The 18,442-nt window shown below is 51.1% G+C and carries 17 protein-coding genes and 1 pseudogene; 6 read left to right on the top strand and 12 right to left on the bottom strand.

Annotated features, from left to right (window positions below):
• Positions 1-18: 18 nt before the first annotated feature.
• The 11 genes and pseudogenes from AQ621_RS08740 to AQ621_RS08690 form a co-directional block, all read right to left on the bottom strand.
• The gene (locus tag AQ621_RS08740; RefSeq protein ID WP_058341152.1) at positions 19-1,467 is read right to left on the bottom strand and encodes a helix-hairpin-helix domain-containing protein; all 1,449 of its coding nucleotides are present in this window, start codon (positions 1,465-1,467) and stop codon (positions 19-21) included.
• Entirely contained in the window at positions 1,458-2,258 is an 801-nt protein-coding gene (locus AQ621_RS08735) for a PP2C family serine/threonine-protein phosphatase (protein ID WP_058341151.1), read from the bottom strand. The genes AQ621_RS08740 and AQ621_RS08735 overlap by 10 nt, the downstream gene beginning before the upstream one ends.
• On the bottom strand, positions 2,255-2,962 hold the full coding sequence (locus tag AQ621_RS08730; RefSeq protein ID WP_058341150.1) for a vWA domain-containing protein: 708 nt from the start codon (positions 2,960-2,962) through the stop codon (positions 2,255-2,257). Before AQ621_RS08730 ends, AQ621_RS08735 begins: the two co-directional genes overlap by 4 nt.
• A gap of 240 nt (positions 2,963-3,202) precedes the next feature.
• Complete coding sequence (locus AQ621_RS08725) at positions 3,203-4,288, bottom strand: IS630 family transposase (RefSeq protein WP_058341149.1); 1,086 nt, start codon at positions 4,286-4,288, stop codon at positions 3,203-3,205.
• Between the two features lie 205 nt (positions 4,289-4,493).
• Positions 4,494-4,814: pseudogene (locus tag AQ621_RS08720) on the bottom strand (DUF4372 domain-containing protein); the annotation flags it as partial.
• Positions 4,815-5,126: 312 nt separating this feature from the next.
• Positions 5,127-5,939, bottom strand: coding sequence for a chlorite dismutase family protein (locus AQ621_RS08715; RefSeq protein ID WP_051302626.1), 813 nt, complete (start codon positions 5,937-5,939; stop codon positions 5,127-5,129).
• Between the two features lie 256 nt (positions 5,940-6,195).
• A complete protein-coding gene (locus tag AQ621_RS08710) occupies positions 6,196-6,777 on the bottom strand; it encodes a NapC/NirT family cytochrome c (RefSeq protein ID WP_051302625.1) in 582 nt (193 codons plus the stop codon).
• A gap of 53 nt (positions 6,778-6,830) precedes the next feature.
• The gene (locus tag AQ621_RS08705) at positions 6,831-7,499 is read right to left on the bottom strand and encodes a molecular chaperone TorD family protein (protein ID WP_082640977.1); all 669 of its coding nucleotides are present in this window, start codon (positions 7,497-7,499) and stop codon (positions 6,831-6,833) included.
• Positions 7,500-7,551: 52 nt separating this feature from the next.
• The gene (locus AQ621_RS08700) at positions 7,552-8,295 is read right to left on the bottom strand and encodes a cytochrome c family protein (RefSeq protein WP_058341147.1); all 744 of its coding nucleotides are present in this window, start codon (positions 8,293-8,295) and stop codon (positions 7,552-7,554) included.
• A gap of 74 nt (positions 8,296-8,369) precedes the next feature.
• The gene (locus AQ621_RS08695) at positions 8,370-9,377 is read right to left on the bottom strand and encodes a 4Fe-4S dicluster domain-containing protein (protein WP_201785334.1); all 1,008 of its coding nucleotides are present in this window, start codon (positions 9,375-9,377) and stop codon (positions 8,370-8,372) included.
• Positions 9,370-12,219, bottom strand: a complete 2,850-nt coding sequence (locus AQ621_RS08690; RefSeq protein WP_058341146.1) for a molybdopterin-dependent oxidoreductase — start codon at positions 12,217-12,219, stop codon at positions 9,370-9,372. The genes AQ621_RS08695 and AQ621_RS08690 overlap by 8 nt, the downstream gene beginning before the upstream one ends.
• A gap of 587 nt (positions 12,220-12,806) precedes the next feature.
• Here AQ621_RS08690 and AQ621_RS08685 point away from each other — a divergent pair.
• On the top strand, positions 12,807-13,064 hold the full coding sequence (locus AQ621_RS08685) for a type II toxin-antitoxin system ParD family antitoxin (protein ID WP_058341237.1): 258 nt from the start codon (positions 12,807-12,809) through the stop codon (positions 13,062-13,064).
• A 5-nt stretch (positions 13,065-13,069) separates the two neighbouring features.
• The gene (locus AQ621_RS08680) at positions 13,070-13,369 is read left to right on the top strand and encodes a type II toxin-antitoxin system RelE/ParE family toxin (RefSeq protein WP_058341145.1); all 300 of its coding nucleotides are present in this window, start codon (positions 13,070-13,072) and stop codon (positions 13,367-13,369) included.
• 555 nt (positions 13,370-13,924) lie between these two features.
• On the opposite strand, the gene AQ621_RS08675 is transcribed toward AQ621_RS08680, so the two are convergent.
• Positions 13,925-14,821: a LysR family transcriptional regulator gene (locus AQ621_RS08675; RefSeq protein WP_058341144.1), complete on the bottom strand. Its 897-nt coding sequence runs from the start codon at positions 14,819-14,821 to the stop codon at positions 13,925-13,927.
• A gap of 144 nt (positions 14,822-14,965) precedes the next feature.
• Here AQ621_RS08675 and AQ621_RS08670 point away from each other — a divergent pair, with 144 nt between their 5' ends.
• From AQ621_RS08670 to ygiD, 4 genes are all read left to right on the top strand, one after another.
• Entirely contained in the window at positions 14,966-15,598 is a 633-nt protein-coding gene (locus tag AQ621_RS08670; RefSeq protein ID WP_058341143.1) for an NADPH-dependent F420 reductase, read from the top strand.
• 66 nt (positions 15,599-15,664) lie between these two features.
• Positions 15,665-16,102: a DoxX family protein gene (locus tag AQ621_RS08665; RefSeq protein WP_058341142.1), complete on the top strand. Its 438-nt coding sequence runs from the start codon at positions 15,665-15,667 to the stop codon at positions 16,100-16,102.
• 84 nt (positions 16,103-16,186) lie between these two features.
• Positions 16,187-17,146, top strand: a complete 960-nt coding sequence (locus AQ621_RS08660; RefSeq protein ID WP_058341141.1) for a glutathione S-transferase family protein — start codon at positions 16,187-16,189, stop codon at positions 17,144-17,146.
• A gap of 66 nt (positions 17,147-17,212) precedes the next feature.
• Positions 17,213-18,022 (top strand): 4,5-DOPA-extradiol-dioxygenase, encoded by an 810-nt coding sequence (gene ygiD / locus AQ621_RS08655; RefSeq protein ID WP_058341140.1) that lies wholly within the window; start codon positions 17,213-17,215, stop codon positions 18,020-18,022.
• Positions 18,023-18,442: the final 420 nt, after the last annotated feature.

The following is an 18,442-nucleotide window of genomic DNA, read 5'->3' as shown; positions in this document are numbered from 1 at the left end:
GCCTCCTGATGCCCCAGTTCAGTATGGGTCCGTGCCAATGTATTTCCGATAAATCTCCGAGCCCGTTTCGAGCTCCGGTTGGTCTTGCTTCGTCGCCCTTCCGTATTCTGCCTGCGCCTCGTCGGGGGATATCCTCTGCTCAGTGGGTAGCAGGTTACGTGCCAATGGTTCATAGGGAGAGAACCCAATTAACCTCCGATAAATGTCGGAACCACTCTCCAGCTTCCGAGTTTCATGCTTCTCGGGAATCCTGGGCTCCATCAGATAGGTAGCGACACCGTTGCCCCCCTGTTGCGGCAGCATGGCGTGCAGATCCCACTGCCCAGACAGGCGCTTCAAGTTTGACCAGTTGTAGGCAAGCAGCATTACGCTCAGCAGCACGATAGGAGTAGTCCACCTTGGCCACACGAATCCAGGCACTATGCGCCTCACCCCCGGCATCGGGCGCTGCGCGGGGGTCGCATGCGCGGCCGCTCCCCCTGCCTGTTTTCGCGCTTTTTTTCGCGCCGTCTCAGCCTGGCAGGCCGGGCACTTCGCATGGTGGCTGAAATGCGCATGGCTTCCGTTACGACGGCAACCTATCAGATCTTTCTCAACCTGCAGCAGTTGGTCAGACCAGTCCTTGGCGCTGGGTCGCGCAGAGGGAAGCTTGTGTCCGTCAACAAACGCGCCTCGCACCAATTTCTGCAGGGGTGTTGGGAGCCAGTCCAACATCGGAGCGCCACGGGGCGGCTTAGGTCCACCGGAGGCATGGGGACACAAGCCTGCATTTATCCGTTCTGCAATTGCTCCTGGCTCACCAACCCCCGCATAGGGGTGATACCCAGACATAAGCAATTGGTACACGAGCACCGCGAGCGCGAAGCGATCCTGCTCGAAGGTACGACCAGTGACGGACAGGTTCATCCCCGCCACCTCGGGGGCCGTGAATTCCGGCCGTCCAACCAAGCACAGGTATGGACCCACCTGGAATGAATCACAGTCGATAATTGTGACCGTGGCGTCGGGCTGAACCAGGATGTTGCAGTCGTTGAGGTCCCCGATCACGTAACCCATGTCATGAATGGCCGCCACGGCTGCAGACAGATTGTGTGCAGTCCGCAGCAGGTACCGGTAGTCAAAGCCAGCCGGTAGCGATTGCCGGCGCGCGCCCGGATGGTAGACCACCGAGAACGGGTAGGTGCCTCGCAAGGCCGGCATGAGATACCCCACCACGGCTCCGCTAGCATCTGTCAGCACATCCACCGGCCAGGCAATCGAAACGCGTCCCTGGGATGCTCCTGGATCGGCAGGGGGATGACTCAGCATCGCACGCAGCTTTTCCCCTCGTTCGGTAGTCGGCTGATGGTAGACCTTGGCTACCAGTCTACGATTACCCTTAACCTGATAGACCTTCGCTTCACCACCACTACCAAGCATCTGGTTGGTATCCAGCGCAATCTGGCCTGTTGAGGAGTTCAGGCGCATCTCTGCTCCGCATTCGCGTCATCGATACATGTGGCAAGGATCACTGTCTTGTCGTCGTCGGACTTTTGGGCGATGCGCTCACCTGACAACAGACGGCGAAGGGCCTCCAAACGGATAGCCGTTTCAGGTGTGGCGTTCATGAACTGAAATAGCCCGTTGAACAGCGCCGAATTCGGTTGGCCAGTCGCATAGTTGATGGCCACTGTCTCGAACCCATCGCTGAACACCGCGATCTCTCGTACCTCTCCTTCGATCACCTGGAGTTGCAGATAGTCCGTGTAATTCTCCTGCGTGATAAACGCGGTCTCGTTGATGTATCTCCCGTGGAAAGGCTTGGTGATCGCCCTGAAACCCTCATCTCCATCCAAGGAACCCACGATCGCGCCGTCGCCAACTTGTCCCACCGCCATGAATCCTCCGCTCACTACTGCTACTAGCAATGTCGAGGCCAAGTCACGCAATGCCACCTGTTTGCTATCGGCCAGCTCGACCGCGGCATCCCGCGCAGCCGCAAAAGCGTCGGCGATTGCATCCAATAAGCGCCCGGTGCCTTTCTTGGATGTGTGATCTTCCGGCCGCGCCAAAATGTGGGTGATAAGGTGTTCAACTGCCGTTTCAACAGCCAGCGCACTACCCCACTCAGCATGCTTCGCCGAACCCGCCCCGTCTGCGCTCGTCAGAATCAGGATATCGTTGAGCTGTGCCCAGGCATGTGCGTCCTGACACGGAGTCCCAAAACGCTCGTGGCCCTGGCCAACAACCGACGCCCCTGTGCACCGCCAGGTTTTCATCCCACCTGCCCCCAGCCCTGGGCCCAGCCGTCGGGTGGTGGCAGGGCCACCTGTGCACCGGGAGCGGAACACGAGGCCAACCGGAGACTGGCCGACATCCAGGTGAACAGTTCCCGGAACTGCAGCCCGGCCAGCTTGAGCGGTACCCGATCAGGGCCGGTGATCTGACCAAGGGTGCGCATGTCCGCGCCCTGGACCCCGACACCGAAGAACGCCACGTCCTTGTTGGCGTTGCTGTGGTGCACCCGCTCGGCGGCCCGCCGCCAGTCGTCGGTCGGAGCCCCGTCGGTGATCAGGAAGATCCACGGCAGGGTCTTGGGGACACCCGCCTCCGCCAGCACAGTCTTGCGCATAGCCACCCGGTCCAGGGCCCGCTCGATGGCCGCGCCCATGGGTGTGCCACCCTGCGCGGACAGGGTCGGCGGCGTGAACTGCTCGGCAGTGACAAAGTCCTGCACGAGCCTGACCTCGCCACCAAAGGTGAGGATGGCGACTTCCACGCGCCGGCGCGCCAACGGGTCTTCCATCAGGGCCTGCTTGAACACCTGCAACCCTTGGTTGAGTTCGGCGATAGGGTCGCCGCTCATGGACGAGGAGGTGTCCAGCAGCAGCGCGCAGGGGGTGCGCTGGTCGGGGTTTTCCTCGAACTCCAGGGTGTCTTCAAGGTTGGGGATGCGGTCGTAGTCGGTGATGTCGTAGTCCATGGTGGTGCTCCTGTCGCTGGGTTGATGAGATCTGTTGTGTGCTTGCGTGTTCTCTAAAAGGGTCAGGCCCACGTCCCTGTGGTGCCCGATAAACCCGCCTGACAGGCCAGGTCCGGAGGCCTGCGGCCAATCGCCTGTCAGGCGGGACACATAAGTGCCCGGCTACTACTCGATGCAGCGCGTTCTGTTCCCAGGGGCGCCAGCCCCGGAGGCTGAGTCAGGAGTTGCTAGTGTACCCCGTCAAACGCTTTGTAACTTATCAAGCGTTTGACGTCCACGTTTAACTTTCTCAAGAATATCGTTTGCCGACTTCGTCCAAATGAAGGGAGCAGGAGATTCATTGTGCTTGCTGATGTAATCCATCACCGCCTTCTCAAGCTCGGCGACACTGCAAAAGATGCCGCGCCGCAGCTGCCGCTCAGAAAGATCTCTGAAAAACCGCTCCACCATATTCAACCAAGAAGCACTTGTGGGCGTAAAGTGAACATGAAATCGCTTGTGATACTTTAACCAGCTTTGAACTTTTGGATGCTTGTGCGTGGCATAGTTGTCACAGATGATATGGACTTCTTTATCCGCCGGCGTGTTCTTGTTGATAAGCCGCAGAAAATCCAGCCACTCCGTATGACGGTGCCGTTTAGCGCACTGTCCCAGTACTTCTCCAGTGAGTACATTCAAAGCCGCAAACAGGGTTGAAGTGCCATTGCGCTTGTAGTCGTGAGTCATCGTGGCGTTGCGACCGGGTTTGAGTGGCAACCCAGGCTGGGTACGATCAAGCGCTTGCATTTGGCTTTTCTCATCGCAGCTAAACACCATTGCATTCTCCGGAGGTGACAAGTACAAGCCCACGACATCCTCGAGTTTTTCCTGGAATCTCTTGTCATTGGAGAGCTTTAATCCCGTGACCCGGTGCGGCTTCAGACCATGGACGCTCCAGATCCGTCCAACCGTACTCTCACTGACATTCATGCGCTCGGCCATTAACCGCCGACTCCAGTGCGTGGCATTGTCCGGCTTTTCTTGGGTTGTCAGCTCAATGATCTTCTTGACCTTTCGCGAAGATATGCTCTTCTTACGGCCAGGCCGCGGCGCGTCCTTTTCAATACCGGCCAGACCAAACTCTTGGTAACGATCACGCCAGCGCCCCACCTTTTGTCGGCTGATGCCCAGCTCTTCGGCGATCTCGCCGTTGGTCTTCTTCTGTGCAGCCAACAGCACGATTCTTGATCGTTCCGCCAATCTGACCGATGTGGAACGAGAGCGGGAAAGTCGCTCCAGTAATTCACGCTCTTCGTCTTTGAGCTCAATATCAACTGCAACCCGCATAATGTTTTTCCAGAACCAAGAAACAGCCCTTATTTTACATTAAATACGGCGGGGTACACTAGTTTGACAGAACGCCAGTAAGTTCGTAACCGTCCGGCGACTTTTTGTGATAACTCTTCATGCCCCGTAAATGACCACTTGGATTCACACCAGATACACCCACAAAATGCCTACCGAATAACACAAAATGACTTTTTTACGCCGGACGGTTACGAGCAAGGAGCTTGCCGACCAACTGCTCATACAAGGTATAGGGTTGTTGCTCGTTGATACGGGCCAGAGAGGAACGGCTGACCAGTGCGACGCCCAAATGATAAAGCTTGGCAGCCTGTGCAGAGAGGTTGCTGACCATGTCACGCAGGCTGGAGCGGCCCGATAGCTGTGCTGTCGCCATGGCGACGAACTGGGACCGGCGGGTCATTTTGCGGAGTTTTCGGCCCGCATGGTGCTGGTTTGCCAGGACCTCGAATTCATGTCGCGGAACCAATTTGAGTAATTGAGAAAATACGGTATTATTATGAGCCAAGGCCCGATTTCCTTTTTTGTTGATCAATGACTTGTTGTCGCGATTTCATTGTATCAAAACAAGTTGGTTATCAGGCCTTTTCGTTAAGCATTTATGGGACAGCAGTGACCGGATATCTATATTTTGTCGTCCACACCAGATGGTACTTACAATCCCATACCGTGTAGCTCCCTTTCTTGTATGCTTCCATTTCCCGAGCATATCCTATACCCCGCCATCCGTCGCCTAAAGGCGAGGGGTTTACAGATCCCTATCGGGGACTCTAAAAAGCCCCCGGCTTTTGCCGGGGGAACTTACCTTGCCTTGAACTCACTATTTGGAAATGGCTTCCACGACATCGGTAACCGACATGATTGTTCCCATCACGATGGGATCGCCATAACGCGTGTTGTAGAGCATCTCCGATACGGAATGCAACGCGATATTGAGATTGTTGAAGGCAACCAGATCAGAGGTCTCGAAGTAGGTTATGAAGTCAGTGTCATCAAGCCCTGTGGAATGGTAGAGCTTGCGCTTGACATTAACCAGGTACGGCAATGTTGGGATTGTGTGATCTTCCATCATTGCGAGTTTTTCCTTTTCGGTCTTATTCCACCATTCGGGGCTCTTGTCGATAGGAATCACGAACGCGTATTTAGGCGCATCTGCCGAGTAGGACGTGCTTTTCAGTGCATTCAGAAGATTGGGCGACTTTTCCTTGGTTGTATGATTAAGACCTTTAGTGACACCGATGAGGGCCAAGGTTGCTTTTGAGTTCCGGCCCAGACTCGTGGCCGAGAAATCAGTTAGAAACGCCTGCGCGGCAGCTGGTTCATAAGCATGCATCCGCAGGAGAAAGTCTGATTCACTCTTAAAACCCCGCGTAAGGTACGCCTGAACAAAGACCGAGTCGCTGTGCTTCTTGACTACGGCCTCAACTTCGGCGGCTGCTTTGCTGCGGTCAGCCATGCTTATTTGATAGTAGCTCGGCTGCACCTTAAAGGTATTGTACAAACCATATACATTCGTTTCGCTCAAAATCTTGGCCGGATCTACCATCATCTTATCGGCCGCGACGGCAAGTGTTGCCATGCCCATCAGTCCGATCCCGACAATTGCCGTAAGGATTCGCTTTGATTTGTTCACAGTGTTATCTCCTTCTCTATATCGTAAAGCTAGGTTATTTAAAGTCACAGTGTTATCTCCTTCTCTATATCGTAAAGCTAGGTTATTTAAAGATTCCAGGATCACCCCGGTGGCTAAAAATCTAACTGGCGTAAAACACCAATCACACTGATGCATTTACTTATCTCTCCGTTTGCCTGGGCCTCCTGGTGTTGCTGTCATGACGGAGTCTTCTGTGCCTATTGAGACATTCCCTTTGTTACGCGTCATAATTTTGTTAACCTCCATTCGCTTCGGGATCATAAAATTTGGAAATATCCTTGTGAGCGATACCCTTGTGACAGTCAATGCATGTATCGCCATTTGCCAAACCCTTGCGATGCCGGCGCTTGGCGGTCGGCTTCTGTGCATCCGAAGACATTGCCTCCCAACTGTGACAGTTCCGGCACTCTCTGGAGTCATTTGACTTCATGGTTGCCCACACTCTGTTGGCCAAGTACAACCGTCGTTCTTCGAATTTCTCTGGAGTATCGATAGTACCCATCAACTTGTGGTAGATTTCACCGCTTGCCTGCACCTTACGTACGACCTTATGCATCCAGTCCTTGGGCACATGACAATCAGCGCATGTGGCACGGACACCCGTCCTGTTGGAAAAATGGATACTATGGGTATACTCGCGATAGACTGTCTGCTCCATTTCATGACAACTGATACAAAATTCCAGTGTATTAGTTGCCTCCATGGCGGTATTGAAACCGCCCCAAAATATTATTCCCGCAAAAACGAATACCACTGCGCCAAGAACCGTAGTACCACCGAACCATCCAATTCTTCTAGTCAAACCTGGCAATTTCATTTCAACTTTTCTCTTCTCAATCTATGGTACGCAGTAACGGAATCTGATATTCCTTAACGCTGTGCGGACCGCGTTTCAATATCTGGATCAATCTTCCTGAGGTATTCCAGATCAGCCTCAACGAATCTGGCCAGCAAATCCGTTAAACCTATATAGAAGGTACCTATGTTACGCTTGTATACCTCTTTCTGTAGATGAGGCATCCAAGGTGCCAGATGACGTTCTAGAAAATCACGCTGCGCCATAATGTACGGGGTTTTATCGATCCCATCCTGGGATTGCTTCAATGCTAGGAATTGCATGAATTCCAGCTCGGCTGTAATCCGGTCTTCTAACTCATGAAGCTCTTCGCTAACCTCCAAACCAAAATTGCTATAGAAATCCTTGAGTTCCAGCAACAAGTCCGGTTTGCCACCTTTTTTTACATAATCCCCCTCATAAAGTGAGACACTACGCTTCGGAAAATTAGTTTCAAATGCAGTCAGATAAAGCGCTTCAAATTCCTCGTAATTCACCGTCATCTTGAGTTCTGGGGCAAGCGTAACCTCAAAAACCTCCAAAATCTCAGGTGCTGCTTTGCCTATTGCCACACTAAGCTCCCTAACAAAACTCCCATTATTCCAGAATTCATACAATGCCGTATCTGGATATGTAAATCCGAGCGCCAACATTCCATACAAACTTGCGCGCCCTTCCTGTTGTCCACTAACCGATTCGTTCATCGTTCTTGCACCTAATTACCCGCATTTCAGGACAGGGATCCACTCATCCCGATCAATAGTCATTTGGATCGATGGCATTTTTTTGCAATTCATCCCGCAGAGCCGGCGCTTCTCCTTGGAATACACCGATAAGCTTGAAATGCTCATGGATAGACTTAATCCCATTCTCACCGCTGTGCATCACTGACTTGATGAAATCAAACTTATATTTTTCATCCAATGTCGGCGTGAAAGGCGTGAAAGGAGGATGAGTACCGCTGTAGTCGGAACCTTCGTAATTGAGATGACACGCCACACACTTGGCTTCGTAATCATAGTTCTGGCCCGCAGCGATCAAGACTTTTCGATCGGTATATTCACCCTCACGTTTAAGTTTGTTCTCCGCCTCGCCATGTTGCTCACGGAATATGCTACCTGCTCCGTGACAAGCCTCACAGGTCACCCCCCGCAGTGCTTTAGCCAAGCCACCGGGTAAATCCGTGTTATAGCCACCGGGCTCGCCGTAGCCTGTGGTGTGACAACCGATGCAGTTGGTATCGTTGGTGTAGTCCTTGGTTGGGTCGAGACCTGCCAGTTGTTTAGCTTCTGATTTTACCTTGGGCTTGAGGGAGTCGAAGGCCTTCGCATGCGCTGTCTCCTCGAAGGTTTCACCCTGGAGGTCATGGCACTTGATACAGACCTCCTTGCCTTCATAGGTTGCAGCCAGGTCGGCCGAATGAATTGGCTGGCTGAGCAGAAGGGCACCTGACAAAAGAGCGAAATAAATTATGCCAGATAGATTGGTATTAATATGCATCGTAAAAACCTCTTGCGTATTGATGCCGTGGAAATTGAGGTGGGGCCAACAACAACCCCACCCCGTAATCATCCTCAGGTCATTGGAGAAATCATCATTGAATCACTCAACTCACCAATCATGGTGTCCATAAGCTTGGAACCTTGGCCGGCAATCTTCTTTGCACGCTCAGCCTTCAGCACCGCAAGCACGCCACCGACCTCAGGCCCGAATAAACCTTGCAGTACATCCAATGGCATTTTCTGCGTCATCATCATATTGCCATTTTCATCTTGCATAGCCGGCCCCACGAAGGGTGGAATGTAGAGCACATTAGGCTTGGTTCCGAATTCAGGATGCATTGGTATAGCCACCTTCCAGACGTTGGCAAGCTTGTATACAGAGCTCTCCACATCATCAATGAAGCCAACATGCATTGCGCGGCCCACACACTGAGCAACGCAGGCTGGAGCTACTCCCTTTTCGATTCTGGGGAAGCAGCCGATGCATTTATTCGCCTTCTGGTCAGTTTCATTGAAATACACCTTGCCGTAAGGGCAGGCCTTGATGCATTCCTGCGCACCCTTACATTTCTCCAGATTAACAATGTTCAGTCCATCCTCTGCACGCTTATAGATAGCGTCATTTGGGCAGGCTTCCAGACACGCTGGATTCTCACAGTGGTTACACATGCGTGGCAAATACTGGAATATATTGTTTGGGTATTCACCGACACCTTGATCCTCATCCCAGTTCGGCGCCCAGCGTGGTTCAGGGCTTGGCTTTACAGAACCTTTTTTGCCCTCAAACAGGCGAGCTGCAAAGTCGTACTTAAACGGTACGCCGTATTCATCCAAGGTTGGATAATGACCGTCCGTCTGAAGCATGCCGTTTTTGTATCCACCGCCCTTACTCTGCCAGTTTTTTGGATAGCCCAAGCCTGGGGTGGTTTCTACATTACGCCAGTACATAAACTCCTGACCTGGGGCTGTGGACCACAATTTCTTGCAGGCCACGGTACAAGTTTGACAGCCGATACATTTGTTGAGATCAACAATGAAAGTCAACTGACGCTTTGGGGTTGTTATCATCTTCTTAGACATGACTTATATCCTTCTCATTTTGGGTAGCTGCTGCTGTTAACCCAGCGGTAACAGAACCTGTATAGCGACGTATCTCGACGCGCGTATCGCGCTGAACACCACCCGGTCCGTAGTAATTAGCCCTGAACTTAAGGTGTGCATAGTTGCCGACTAGGGATGTCGGATTTATGCGTATAGGCAATGGGTTCTGTGTATTTTCCCCTCCGAATTTACCCATGTAGAGTTCAGGTTCGTGATGCATACTTACCATGCCTGCCTGCATCCCATTGCGAATCTTGCACCGCACCATCGTCTTGCCATGATCATTCCAGACCTCTATCCAGTCGTTGTCCTTAATTCCACGAGCCTTTGCGTCCACCGGTGAAATCTCGCACATAGGACCTCCTCGCTGCAGACGCAACGTCAAAATATTGTCCTTCCAATTGGATTGAACACTGTGACGATTGTGTGGCGTGCTGAAGCGTAATGGATACTGATCCGCATTAACAGGAGTCTTGTATACAGGAAATTCAACACCCAAATCGAAAAATGTCGGGTGATCTATGTAAAACTGTTCGCGTCCAGTCAGCGTCGGCCACGGCTTCTTCTTCTGGATGAAGTATTGAAATGGCGTGTATGGAACACCTTCTTTCATAGGTGAACTCCAGTTGCTCTTGAAGCGCTGTGGTCCTTCCTTGCGAATCATCTCCAAGGTTATGCCATGTGTCTGAGGTGCATTGTCTAGAACGAACTGACAAGCCTGTTCATCAGTCGCCAACTTTCCACCATCAATCTGTTGGTCATAGAGCTTAGTGAGGTCTCGCGCTATATTGAACTTCTCATCAAAATACTTTGTATATCCTTTTTTCTTGGCAACTTCACCCATTTTCTTGGATAGCAGGGCAAAAATCTCCCAGTCCGTTTTTGATTCCCACAGAGGTGCTATAGCTGGCTCTGTCATGTGTATAAAGGTGTGCTCCTCGTTCATACTGAGGTCGGTCTTTTCATACCAATGTGCACTTGGCAATACCACATCTGAATATAGTGCCGTGCTATCCATACGGATATTCAAGTTCACCGTCAAATTCAGTTTTGGCCACAAGTTGCGTAATACATAATCAAGACCCTTGGCATTATTCAACCAATTGCTTCGATAGCAGATAAAGACCTTGGGGTCACGCCCATTCTCCGGGAAAAGTGGCATCTGTCCGCTTTTCAATGATTCACGGAGATATTTCGCGGTATCAATGTTTTCATTCTCCATCGCATCATAGACATTACCATGGTAGTAGGTCCAGATGGTAGTTTGACAGAAGCGATGCTTATTAGCACCGAGAGGGAAGGAGAGCTTACCAACGCCCGGCAAGGGAGTAGGCTTCCACTGACCAACATAGTGATTGACACCTGTTCCGTTGTAACCTTCGTTGCCGGTCATTGCACACAACAAGAGGAATGTGCGCATAACAGTGTCACTCCAATACCAGTGGTTTGTACCAGCGCCCATGATGATCATTGATGGCTTGTTCATGGCAAAATCACGCGCCATTTGTATGATAACGCTAGGCGCCACACCAGTGATCTTCGAAACTTTTTCCGGAGTGTACTCATTTAGCTTGGGCTTGTAAGCCTCAAATACCGGCTGAACTTTAATCTTCTCACCATCTGCAAGCTTAACCTTGAATGTACCTTCAAGGGCAGGATCTAGATCACCCAGCTCAAGATAGCCATCTGGGAAAGTAAGCGTATTTCGACCCATGAAAGGCGGTTGGATTTTGGCTTTCATCTCCGGCTCTTCACCCCAGCTACCTTTCATCAATACCGGCTTCTTAGTCTTGGTGTCCCAGGTATAGAACTTCTCCTTTGATCCACCTTTCACCATATCGGCCTCACGCAGATACATCTTGGTGTCAGTACGAATCAGGAACGGCAGATCTGTCTGTTCTTTCAGATGATGCTCTTCGTAGAGTTTTTCTTTGACAATAACATTTACCATGCCCAAAGCCAAGGCAGCATCAGTTCCCGGCTTTATTGGAACAAACACGTCTGCTTTGGTGGCAGTGGAATTGAAATCGGGGGAGATGACATACATCTTACTGCCATTCAATACTGCTTCTTGGAGAAAGTGTGCATCTGGAATACGGGTCTGAGCACTGTTAGCACCCCACATCAGGATTGTTCGGCCGTTATACCAATCAGCGGTTTCGCATGTATCTCCTTGAAAACCCTGAGTCTGTGTCTGACCGGTAGGATGGTCGGCGTACCAGTCAAAAAAGGTGTGCGTATGCCCCCCGATAAATGAGGCAAAACGATGCCCAGCTGCGAAAGAGACTGGGGAAACTGCCGGTACTGGAGTGTATACGCTGATGCAGTCGGAAGCGTCATTTTTAAGCGTATCGACAATTCCATTTGCGACATACTCAAGCGCCTCATCCCAAGAAACTCGACGCCACTTACCTTCGCCCCGTTCCCCTACACGGATTAGCGGATACTTGATGCGGTGGGAGCTATATATATAGTCAGTAGCACACTCGCCCTTATTACAACCACGCGGATTGTACTCAGGAACCCCGTTTAGCTTTGGCATATCCTTTGATTGCTCTTCACGCATCACCACACCATTCTTGGTGTAGACGAAATGCGGGCAAGAACCTGTACAGTTGACCAAGTGTGTGCCGCGGGTCTTTTTGTCCCAGGACCACTGCTCACGATGGAAATTCTCCCATCCCGTATAGTCATGCTGCATCATTGGATCCTTGGTCTGCGCCAGCGTGCGCATCACTATGGATCCATTTACAAGCATCCCAAGGGATACTTGCCCCATGGCTTTCAAAAAACCGCGACGTGTTGAACCGAACTTGTTCATTATTCAATCTCCCAGTGCCACATTATTACTCGGGTGCGGATTTCTAAATCACGCCCGAATACCGTATCACGCCCGAATACCGTCATGCAAACAACAAATGACAATCAGGATGCCCCACCTTGCAAACATCGGCGTATCTAAACCAATACCACGATGGGTTATCGTTACCTTCTTTGCATCGGACAGCCAGTCGGTACCATGAAATATTCCGACGTAAATGAGTACTGCCGAACCAAGAACTTTTGAGTTATTGACATAGATGGCATGTCCTCTCGTTGAGCATGTGATTTACATGCTCGATGAGCGTGTTTACCTAATAAGAAACAATCAGTTAAAACACGCCTACTCCCCTCGATTGTAAACAAGCCGTTTTTTCGATTTAATATCAATGACTTATATTCCAGTTAATTGATAATACCATGAAAAATACCATGCTCAGAAAATCCTTCAAAATGCTCGAAAAAATTCCTGAATGAACGCTGTAACACAGCAACTCCTGAGATCCTCGACCAGTCAATACAAACATTGACAATCTTTGTATTCCGACCTAGCATTCTTTGTGCAAGAGCTTGCACTTGGAGGCGATTATGCATATATCACTAACTCCCGAACTGGAATCTCGCGTAAAAGCCAAAGTGGAAACCGGCCTGTACAATAATGCCAGCGAAGTCATCCGTGAAGCGCTCCGCTTTATGGAAACCCATGAAGACTGGATTCACGAGATCAAACTGACTCGACTACGTGAGCAACTAAAAGTGGGAGCAGACCAACTAGACCGTGCAGAAGGTATCACAATCGAATCAAAAGCGGCGCTCGACACCTTGTTTGACGATATCAAGAGCTGACCCTCATGGCGTCCCATCAGCTTGTCATTGCGCCAGCCGCTAAAAATGACCTCAAGGACATATACCAATACGGCCTGCGACAGTGGGGACAGGCGCAATCCGAAAGCCACCTGTCCACTATAAAGAACCAATTCTGGTTGCTGACTGACCAGCCACTTATGGGCATCGAGCGCACCGAACTCCTGCCAGACACCAGAAGCCTCCCTATAGAAAGCCATACTCTGTTTTACCGTGTGACCGCCAACAGGGTTGAAATCATCCGTGTACTACATGGCCGCCAGGATCCACAACGCCATCTGAAATAACCAGGCATAACCCATGTGCAGTAGGTATAGCGGGTTTCCGGAATACTCCGGCGCACCCTCAGCTCAAGCTACCCGATACCATGCCAGTATTAATTTTCCTCTCTTGGTATCGATGCGTTCTGCCTTGCAACGCGTAGAAAATACCATGAAAAATACCATTGATGATGTAGATTATATTATTGATCAGAGTAGATTAATTATTATATTTCAATAGGTTATAAATTCCACCTGCTCCCACTCAATTGTAAACGAGTCATTTTTTCGATCTAATATCAATGGCTTAATTGTTGGCTCATGTGGCAATACCATGTTCAGAAATTGTTGCTAATCGCCACTTAAAATTGCCGAACAAACGCTGCCACACAGCACCCTAAACCACCTTATCCCGATCCTGGTACTGCAAAATTTCAGCAAATTCATGCTTATCTCAACAAGCATGAATGACTCTCAGATCTCCAAGATCCGACCAGAGGGGCAAAGTCGTGAACCAGTTAAGCCTGTGCTGGGTAATCGAGCGTCCAGTTGTGGTCGTAACTGATTCCAGACTATACACGGTCAGCATCTTTCAAGTTCTGATAACTTCTCTTCAAGAAAGTTGACGAGCGCACGTACTTTGGGTGCGACGTGTTTGCGTGTCGGGTAGACGGCATAAATGCCCAACTCAATCGAACGGTATTGGGGAAGTATTTCCACCAGTCTGCCAGCTGCCAGATCGTCCCCGACGAGGAAGGTCGGCTGTAGAATGATACCCTGATGTGCAAGTGCAACGGCCCGGCATGTGTCCCCATTGTTTGTGAACATCCATGGGTGAATCTTCACGTTAACCGGACCCTCAGGACCTTCGAATTCCCAGGCATCCGCATCCAACCAGTAGCTATATCCGATCACTTTGTGCTCGGCCAAATTGGCTGGATTGGAGGGCTCACCATATTTATTCAGATACTCTGGTGAGGCACAAAGGACAATTCGAGTCCTGGCAAGACGCTTGCTGATTAGCGATGAGCTAGACAAGGTGGCAATGCGGATCGCCAGATCATATCCCTCCTCAACCACATCCACGACACGATCAGAGAGTTCTACATTGAGCCGCACCTGAGGGTGCAGTTCGTGAAATGCATCCCAGAGGGGTGCAAGGGTTTGAATGCCAAAGGACACCGGTACATTCACTCGCAGGAGTCCGCGTGCCGCACCACTGCGCGAACTGACCTCGGCTTCCGCCTCTTCAAGGCCGGATAATAATTCTCGGCAACGGGTATTGAACACAGCACCCTCTTCCGTGAGTGAAAGCCTCCGCGTGGTTCGATGCAGCAACCGCACGCCGAGTCGCGCCTCAAGGTCGGCCACATAGCGAGACACCGCCGGCTTTGACATGTGCAGGGCGTCAGCGGCCTTTACAAAGCTACCCGCATCCACCACCGCGCAAAAAGTCTGCATTTCCTGAAATCGATCCATTATTCCTAATATCGGTATAGTTCATTTCATATTCATGTGTTTATCTCAATTTACTGAATATGTAAAGTTTTACTCGTACTCGGGATACACCCGAACCCGCCGGAAGGCGACTGTTAAAACACTGCTAAAATTAGGAGATACACAATGAATATTACTGTTATCGGAGCCGGCAACATGGGTTCGGCCTTCGTTAAGCAATTGACCCTTGCAGGACACCAGGTCACTGTCACCGCCCGCGATGTTGCCAAAGCCGACACTGTCGCGGCAGCCCATCCGGGCGCAAAAGCTGTCAGCCCAGAGCTTGCCGCTAACCAGGCTGAAGTCGTGATCATCGCTACGGCGTATGACGACGCGGTGAACGCGCTGCGTTCTATAGGCGACCTTCAGGGCAAAGTTGTCATCGACATCACGAATCCACTGACTTCTGACTTTATGGGCCTGACCATAGGCCATGAGACCTCAGCCGCAGAGGAAATCGTCAAGGCTGTACCTGGCGTAGATGTCGTAAAAGCCTTCAATACCGTGTTTGCCCAGGTCCTGGCCGAGGGCGGAGATTTCGGCGACGGTCGGAAGGTGACCGTATTCATCGCCGGAGACAGCGAGCAGAGCAAGGACAAGGCACGCGCAGTGGCCGAAAGCATGGGGTTTGTAACGGTCGACGCCGGTGGACTTAAGAATGCGCGTTATCTGGAACCGCTGGCTGGCCTGAATATCTATCTCGGATACGGCGCGGGCTTCGGTACACACATCGCGCCAACCTGGATGCGGGACGCCTAGTCAGATTGATAGGCGTATTGGTCAACATACTTCAAGTAAATATCTTGGAACTTTAGAGGTGAAATCATGAAAACGTTAGTGAAAAAAGTCGCAGCAACCAACACCAGTTTGAGCCAATTGGCCCTTCGTATCCCGGTCGGCATCATCTTTGTCGCGCACGGCGCGCAAAAACTGTTCGGCTCGTTCGGTGGGTATGGCCTGGAAGGAACCGGTCAATGGATGGCCTCTATCGGCCTGGAGCCCGGCTACCTGATGGCATTACTGGCCGGCAGTGCCGAATTTTTTGGCGGCCTTGCCCTGATCCTGGGCTTGCTGGTTCGCCCGGCAGCCGCGGTGCTTGCCTTTACCATGGTTATTGCCATCGTTACGGTCCACATCGGTAACGGCCTGTTTATGAGCAATGACGGCTACGAGTTTGGTCTGGCATTACTGGCTGCATCGGTTGCCCTTGCCATCAGTGGTGCAGGCCGGGGTTCTCTCGACGCCATGTTGTCCAAGGAATAATTGAGACCATATGTATAGGCTCGACTAAGCCGGGACACTTCGTCCCCGCTTAACTGAAGCAGAAACGTTGATAGGAGATTCTAAATGTTAATTAATGGGCAGTGGGCGAAAGATTTTCACCCCGTACAAGGCACTGACGATGAAGGCGGATTTGTTCGAGAGCAATCCAGATTTCGCAACTGGATCACCTCTGATGGTAGCCCGGGACCATCTGGTGAGGGCGGTTTTGTCGCGGAACCCGACCGCTACCACCTGTATGTTGCGCTGATTTGTCCCTGGGCCTCGCGCACATTGATGGCTCGTAAACTCAAGGGCCTGGAAGATGTCATTTCGGTTACCGTGCTCGACCCCCGCCTGACCGAGAAGGTCTGGCGTTTTGGTGACGACATAAGGGCCATTCCAGGAACCCAGTCAGACCCACTGTACGGTGCCGAATACCTTTACCAGATTTACCTGCGTGCCCAACCCGACTACACCGGTCAGATCACTGTGCCCGTGCTCTGGGACAAGCATAAAGAGACCATCGTCAACAACGAATCATCCGACATCATCCGCATGTTCAATGACGGGTTTGGTAATCTGGCTAAGGAAAGCATCGATCTCTACCCGACCGACCTACGCCCTGAAATAGACAACGTTAACGAGCGTCTCTACGACCATTTCAACAACGGCGTCTACCGCGCCGGTTTTGCGACAACCCAGATAGCCTATGAGCACGCTGTCCAAGAGGTGTTCGATAGTCTGGACTGGATTGACCGACAGCTCGATAATCAAAACTTTCTGGTTGGCGACCGCCTCACCGAGGCCGATGTCCGAGCATTCGTAACCCTGATCCGCTTCGATATCGCCTATCACGGGCTTTTCAAGACCAATCTCCGTCAGCTGCGCGACTATCGGAATATTACCGCCTACATGAAGCGCATCTATGAGCTGCCGGGCATCGCAGAGACGGTATCACCGGAGCACATCACGACTGGGTACTACTCAATCCGAGCCTTGAATCCTTCGGGTATCGTCCCGGTTGGTCCCACGGAATTATGGTGATACTAGCCGCCCCTTTTGGGGAAAAACATTCACATGAAGAACGGATTAACCTGATAGGAACTAAAAATGACCGAAGAAAAACGCGGCCTATCCGATGACCGAATGCCGGTAGTTTTTGCTGGTCACGGCTCACCCATGAACTTGATTCAAGATAATCAGTGGAGTCGTGGCTTTGCACGGCTAGGCGACTACGTACCCCGGCCGGCGGCTATTTTGGCAATCTCGGCACACTGGTATGTGAGCGGCAGCTATCTGACATCTAATCGACATCCACCAACCATTCATGATTTTGGCGGCTTTCCAGATACGCTCTATCACATAGAGTACCCTGCTCCTGGAGACCCAAAACTTGCTGAGCAAGTGCGCGATCTCCTTGGGGAGTGGCAAGTGCAGCTTACCGAGGATTGGGGGCTAGATCATGGAATCTGGTCAGTGCTGTACTGGATGTATCCAGAAGCAAATATCCCTGTCGTGCAGCTTAGTATAGATCGAAAGCTTGATGTGCGGCAGCACTATGCTATTGGCAGATCACTTACAGGATTGCGTAATCAAAACATTCTCATAATGGCCAGCGGGAATATTGTGCACAATCTTCCCGATGCTTTCAGACAAATTCGATCCGGTACAACTACCACACCTGAATGGGCCAGTCGTTTTGATGAAACTGTCAAACAAGCATTGCTAGCGCATGACATTGAAACTCTTTTGTCGCTGTATCCAGGAACAGACGACGCACAACTCGCACATCCCACGCCAGATCACTGGTTACCGTTGATCTATGCCGCTGGTGCTTCAACCGAAGATGACCCCATAATCTTCCCAAACGAAGGGTTCGATTTGGGATCTCTTTCAATGAGAAATGTTATTTTTGGATGATATCGACTGCACATAGTCTGGCTACCCCGCCCCGTCAAATGAGCAGTGAACGCCGTGTAATACGCTTCGACGATCCGAATTGAGAAGGATTTGCTCGAGCCAGTGACGCTGGTAACTGCTGACATCACGACCCCGGCTCGCCGTCCTGGCCGACACGTGGACTAAAATCCGCGCACTGTAGAATCCCTGTAGGTTTGATTCAGCACTTCTTCGATATATCGCGGGTCGTCCTTGCGATACTGTGTTTTGATACAGTTTATAGCTTGGCTGAGAGACCTTGAAGCCTCAGCCGAAATGCCAGCCAGTGCCAGTCATTGCCTGCCAGTTCCGATCACTCCCACTCGATTGTAAATAAGCATTTTTTATCTTTTATATTCAATGACTTATTTTCCTGCTAAACGGTAATACCATGAAAAATAC

The sequence above is a fragment of the Marinobacter sp. P4B1 genome, from assembly GCF_001447135.1.
Taxonomy (GTDB): Bacteria; Pseudomonadota; Gammaproteobacteria; order Pseudomonadales; family Oleiphilaceae; genus Marinobacter; species Marinobacter vinifirmus.
Note: the sequence above shows the minus strand (reverse complement) of the source record. Positions and strands in the feature narration are given on the sequence as shown.